The organism is Olsenella uli, assembly GCF_901212655.1.
Classification (GTDB): Bacteria; Actinomycetota; Coriobacteriia; order Coriobacteriales; family Atopobiaceae; genus Parolsenella; species Parolsenella uli_A.
This window is the reverse complement of the sequence record NZ_CAAKON010000027.1, coordinates 1-5,220: the sequence shown is the minus strand read 5'-3', so window position 1 is coordinate 5,220 and position 5,220 is coordinate 1. Positions and strand designations below refer to the sequence as shown.

Genomic DNA, 5,220 nt, shown 5'->3' with positions numbered 1-5,220 from the left:
GCTCGAAATGCAATACAAATGCGTTTGCAGCATTATAACGCGGCGGTACGGGGCGGTACTGGGAATAGGGGAGCGGCCGATGTCCAGGCCCTGCGCGAGCGTGAGCGGCCGATGAGGCCTTACCTGACTTAGGTGGCGGTTTCCATAGGTGTTTGCAGGGCTATATTCGGCGGGCTATCCGAAGCGGTGATCGTCGCCTGGCAAAACGCTCCGATCAGCTACAAGGGCTCGGCGAGGCGCCGCCGTCCGGAAAGCGCGCAACGCGCGAGAAGAACCCCAGTGATGACCTCTTCGGGATGTCGCGGCGCTGATCCGGGGCCGCGATTGGGAGGCGTGACCGCTTCCGGGCGCACGCGCGCGTGCCCGCGCGGCGGGGGACCGCGGGCGCGATGTACGGGTGGCCAAGGCGATCGGAGGCAATTTGATGAAAAATATATATATATATACTATTTTCATCAAAAAGGAGGGATGCCATGACAGAGGCAGCGGCCATCGCCAAGCGCATAGAGGGCTTCGGCGCCGGCAGGGCCTTCACGGCCGCCGACTTCTCCGACGTCGCAGGCCGACGCAACGCCGCCAACGCGCTCGGCCGCTTGCATGCAAAGGGAGGGATAACCCGCGCCATCCGCGGCGTCTACTACGTGCCGGAGCGCAGCGCGCTCATGGGCGCCGAGGTGCCGGCCGGCGCCGACGAGGTCGTGCGCGCCGTCGCCCGTGCCAACAAGTGGATCGTCGCGCCGTCCGGCGACGCGGCGCTCAATGCGCTGGGCCTCGACACGCAGGTGCCCGCAAAGCTCGTCTACGTCAGCAGCGGTCCGTACAAGCGCTACGGGTACGGGCCGTACGATATCGAGCTCCGGCACCGCGCCAACCGCGACCTGCTCGACTGCTCGCAGACCACCCGCACCATCGTGCAGGCCCTCAAGGCGCTCGGACGCGAGAGCGTGGGCGACGAGGAAATCAGGACGCTCGCGCGCAACCTCACGGAAGAGCAGGCCGGCGCGTTCCTGGAAGAGTCGGCGGGGCTCACCTCCTGGGTTGCCGACGCCGCGAAGAGGATATGGGAGGCAAAGCATGGACAGGGTCGCTAGGGCCTCGACCGACGAGCGCAGGCTGGTAGAAGTTCTACCGCACGCCGTGGGCAAAGCTGGTCAACGCGAGGCCCGACACGCTCAGGCTTGCCCCTCCAAAGGGCAGGCTCGACGAGTTGGCGGCCGATTACGCCTCGATGAGGCAGATGCTGTTCGGCAGCTACCCGAGCATCGATGAGATAGTCGCCTACATGGCGGAGCTCAAGGAAACCATCAACGGGCTAAGCTGATCAAGGACGCCCCGATTCCGGGCGCCTGCCAGAATCGAAGAGGCGGAGCGAGCAGCGCGACGGCTTCCCCGCCGAGAGCGGAGCGTTTTCTTTCGACGGGCGTCGTTGAGAACAGGCTCTTGCCCCTCGGCATAAAAGACCTCGTTTTGCGGCCTCCAGGATGCTTGCGGCGTCACCGATGCGGCTTGCGCATCTTCCGCTTATCGACCTCAGGGCCAGGATCCCTCGACGTCGAGCGGGGGTTCGGCTGGTCCAGCCCCTTCGCCAGTCTTCCCGCATCTGCCACCGCGTCGAGCCCCTTCCTCTTGATGCTTGCCGTGCCCAGCTTCGCCATCACCGGCGAGAGCGGCGCCATCACGAGCGCCACCACCACGGCGCGCCACGCGGGCTCCAGCACCGCGCGGCCGATGAGCATGTCGATGTTCGCGACGATCACGCCCAAGGCGCCTTGCACGACCGTGCGCAAGAGTCTCCACTGCCGTTCGTTCGAAGTCAGAAACGTATCCATGGCTATCCATTACTCAGGTTGTCTATCTCCGCCTTCGCCATCGCGACGTCCTGCTCCAACGCGTAGGTGCGCTCAATCAGGCAGTTGTGCTTCTCGGCTTGACTCGTGAGGTTGTCGATCTTCACCTCCATGACCGCACGGCTGCGCGAGTTGGACACGAGCACGCCGATCAAGGTGAGGACGCCCGTCACCAGTGCAGCGATCACCGACTCCACACGCACCTCCTTTCAAGACGGGTCCACCCCGTCTTGAAAGGAGTGTCCGCTACGGTCACAAATGGGCTATTTAACTGTGGAAATGAGATAATCCGTTGCGTTTCGTCACTTCACAAAGGAGTTCACATGTATTGATCCCGTTCTCTTGTGTCCCGAACAGCAAGAGGGGCTTTGCCAAACAGGCCGTATAATTCGAGTAACAATTGAATATGATTCCAAAAATCGGGAGACGAGATGAAAACCTTTCCGAACATCCTGAAGAGCCTAAGTCCTCATTTGAAAAAGGCGCTTCCTTTCCTGGGTGCCGGCTTCACGGGCCTTCTCGGCTTTCTCCTTGGGTCTAAATGGCAGTACAAGCGCTATGAGAAGAAATACGCAACGGTCTGCAAGGCACTTGTGGTCCTGCAAGAGAGAATCGCCCGCCTTGAGGCAGAGCGGGCACCGGGAAGAAAGATAAGGAAGGCGAAAAGGGAGCTTCAGGAAAAGGTCGGGGAAAAGCTAGAGATAGAGAAGAAGCTCGAAGAACTGAAGCGGGAAGCATGATGCGACGAAGGAAGAAAGATATCGCTCAAGAGGCAGAGGACGTCCTCTGTTCGCTGTTCGCAAGGGCTGAGGAACTAGAAGATCCCAAAAGTGAAGAGCAGAATTTGATCCAGGAAGCCTGCGAAAAGCCGCGTGTCGTTTCGGGCGAGGACGAGCTCGGATTCCCGAAGACGTCCTGGGACGCGTTGGTCGAAGATGCGAGATCGACGTATCGCAGCGGTCACCACGCTGAGGGGCTGCTGACAGAGGAAGAGCTTGCCGCGGCAGGCGAGAGGGTCCGCATCCTCAACGAGGAGTACAACGCGCTCCACAGGCTCGACCACGTGGACATCGCCATAAGCGTGTCTGCCGGAACCCTCTCGTCGTTCGTCGACATCCTGCTCGTTGGCATTCCGGAGAGGACCCCGGACGGGCTAAGGGGCAGGCCCCTCGAGAACTATGTGCGCGATTGGTTCCTTGAGAGGTTCCCGCCCAAAGAGATGGAGAGGCTCGCGCGTGACGTTTCGTCGAAGGTCCCTTACGACGCCCCGTACAACACCGGCTTCACGAACGAGTACGTCGAGGGGCTGTGGCCGACGATGCACAGGCTCTACTCGCTCGGGCACGATCCGCTGCTCGGATTCGTCGTAGGAACGCTCGACATCCTCAGAGGGAGGATGACCACGATCGACAAGTTCGGAAAGATCCTCTCACAGGAGATCCCCCGGTACGCTGGACGCGAGGAGGCGACAGTCTTCGCCGCACTCTGCAAGCAGCTCATTCACTTCAAGTCCGACGTGACCACCTCGATGGGCCTGCCTGCACCGTTCATGGGTCTGTTCAACCTCATGCAGTTTGGCAGCGTGGGCGAGGAAGAGCAGACTATAGCCGAGATTGTCCAGGGCATGTACTATGAGGGCTACGACTTCCAGCACTTCTGCGCCCAATCCGTTCCCGTGATGCTCACCGAGGTCGTGGTCAGGCTCGGCTACTTTCTCAAGAGGGTCGCCGAGGGCCATGGAGTTAAGGAGTCCATCCCGGTCACCGCGGACAGGGAGAGGCGCCCCAAACTCGGAACAATGCTCTTCACGGCGCACTCCTTGGCAACGGCGGTGAATGCGGGAAGGGTCGCGTTTACAAAGGACCCGATGGCGATAAACTACCCCCAATGGCTGTTCTTCGCCTACAGGTCTTTCGCGCAGGCGAAATGGGCGATGATCGAGAAGCCCCTCAAACGGCACGAGTATGTGATGCAGGCGCTGGAAGCCGACATCGCGGCGATTGCATTCCCGGAGGTGGCCGAGATTGTTGTCCTGGGGGATGAGGTGCCGATGGACCCCGCAGACGTAATCGACGGGCAGAATACGAAATGACCGGCAGGCTCTAGGAGAGGGATGACGAATGGCAAGGCTCGCATGCCCATGCGGCAACTCCTTGTGGAATGGATACGACGGCGAGGAGATGGAATAGCGACGAAGCGCTGGGGGGAGCACTGGGTGGACATGGCATTCTTCGAGATGCCGTACAGCGATCTCGGACTCGAAATCTGGAAGTGCGACGTGTGCGACCGAATGATGGTATTCGACCCTCCCGGTGATCATGTGACCAGATACCTTTTGCGGGTGGGAACCGACACGCTCCCCGCACGGATAGACGGAGGAATAGACGGAGGAATAGACGGGCTTGTTTGGAACAACCTCCTGTTCAATGAGGTTGACACATGGTCTACCTGCCATTCATCCCGGAGGGGCTGCACGGAGTATGCGTTCTTCGGAGATGAATCGGAGACAGAGCAGAAGTCCCTCCTCACCCCAGAGATCGCCTCCGACACGGTATTCAGCCATAAGAACGGCAGGTTCCGTAATTGAAGGCATGCGCGCCTGACTGACAGTCTGCTCGTGCTCTACTCTTCTTATGACCCGGAGAGAAAAGCACCTGTGAAGGATTTGGGGGCATTTTGGATAGCGAACAGTTCAAACAAGAAGCTGAGAAATAGAACAAAGCCTGAGTGCCTTGAGAGTCGCCGAGCGCAATGCAGTGATTCCCTTCATGAACGGCGACTTTACCCAATGGGACCTATATCTGGCATCCTCCTCTGAGTATGCGATGAGACTGATAGACGGATTCATATCCATGCTCGAGTCGAGGAATCTTGTTTGCGTCGCCCAGCTTCTCCGCGCACAGGTTGGAGTCTGCCTGCGGACATTCGCGTTATTCGCCGCTGATGATCAGGGTGACTTTCTCAAGCGGGTGTTTCAAGGTGTGCCTGTGAACAAGCTGAAGGATTTCTCGGTGAGAAGATGTCCGATAGAAGACTTCAAGACTTACTCGAGAAGTTCGATCAAAAGGTAAAAAACGTATATAAGGTGACGTCTGGATTCGTCCACTTCTCCACTGATATTCTGCCGAGCATGGGTGTGCCTGGGGAGGGCTATGAAGTCGAGTTTAATTTTGGAGCCGAGCCCAACGAGAGAAATAATACGCCTCTCGTGGAATGCGGCAAGGCGTTCTGCCACTATGCCGACCTGCATCTCCAGATGCTCCATAAGGTGATTGCTTCGGATGAATGGTATTCCAATCGATTCCGTGTCGATTCCGATGTCCCTGCAGGCGAAGCCTAGATAAAGGTTGATTTCCGATCCCAACCGAACACA

Annotated in this window: 7 protein-coding genes; 4 read left to right on the top strand and 3 right to left on the bottom strand. The window is 59.0% G+C overall.

The window, feature by feature from the left end:
• The first annotated feature begins 473 nt into the window (after window positions 1-473).
• Window positions 474-1,091 carry a DUF6088 family protein gene (locus tag EFAMC2_RS05940; protein ID WP_154027928.1) on the top strand — a complete coding sequence of 206 codons (618 nt, stop codon included), beginning with the start codon at window positions 474-476 and terminating at the stop codon, window positions 1,089-1,091.
• 402 nt (window positions 1,092-1,493) lie between these two features.
• On the opposite strand, the gene EFAMC2_RS05935 is transcribed toward EFAMC2_RS05940, so the two are convergent.
• Both EFAMC2_RS05935 and EFAMC2_RS05930 read right to left on the bottom strand, forming a co-directional pair.
• Window positions 1,494-1,829 (bottom strand): hypothetical protein, encoded by a 336-nt coding sequence (locus EFAMC2_RS05935; protein ID WP_187325183.1) that lies wholly within the window; start codon window positions 1,827-1,829, stop codon window positions 1,494-1,496.
• 2 nt (window positions 1,830-1,831) lie between these two features.
• Complete coding sequence (locus EFAMC2_RS05930; protein ID WP_154027927.1) at window positions 1,832-2,044, bottom strand: hypothetical protein; 213 nt, start codon at window positions 2,042-2,044, stop codon at window positions 1,832-1,834.
• A gap of 234 nt (window positions 2,045-2,278) precedes the next feature.
• Between EFAMC2_RS05930 and EFAMC2_RS05925 the strand changes: the two genes are divergently transcribed.
• From EFAMC2_RS05925 to EFAMC2_RS05915, 3 genes are all read left to right on the top strand, one after another.
• Window positions 2,279-2,587, top strand: coding sequence for a hypothetical protein (locus EFAMC2_RS05925; protein ID WP_154027926.1), 309 nt, complete (start codon window positions 2,279-2,281; stop codon window positions 2,585-2,587).
• Window positions 2,587-3,939, top strand: a complete 1,353-nt coding sequence (locus tag EFAMC2_RS05920) for a hypothetical protein (RefSeq protein ID WP_187325182.1) — start codon at window positions 2,587-2,589, stop codon at window positions 3,937-3,939. Before EFAMC2_RS05925 ends, EFAMC2_RS05920 begins: the two co-directional genes overlap by 1 nt.
• A gap of 129 nt (window positions 3,940-4,068) precedes the next feature.
• Window positions 4,069-4,434 (top strand): hypothetical protein, encoded by a 366-nt coding sequence (locus EFAMC2_RS05915; protein WP_154027924.1) that lies wholly within the window; start codon window positions 4,069-4,071, stop codon window positions 4,432-4,434.
• 456 nt (window positions 4,435-4,890) lie between these two features.
• Here EFAMC2_RS05915 and EFAMC2_RS05910 read toward each other — a convergent pair.
• On the bottom strand, window positions 4,891-5,220 hold a 330-nt coding region (locus tag EFAMC2_RS05910; protein WP_222838533.1), incomplete at its 5' end, for a hypothetical protein.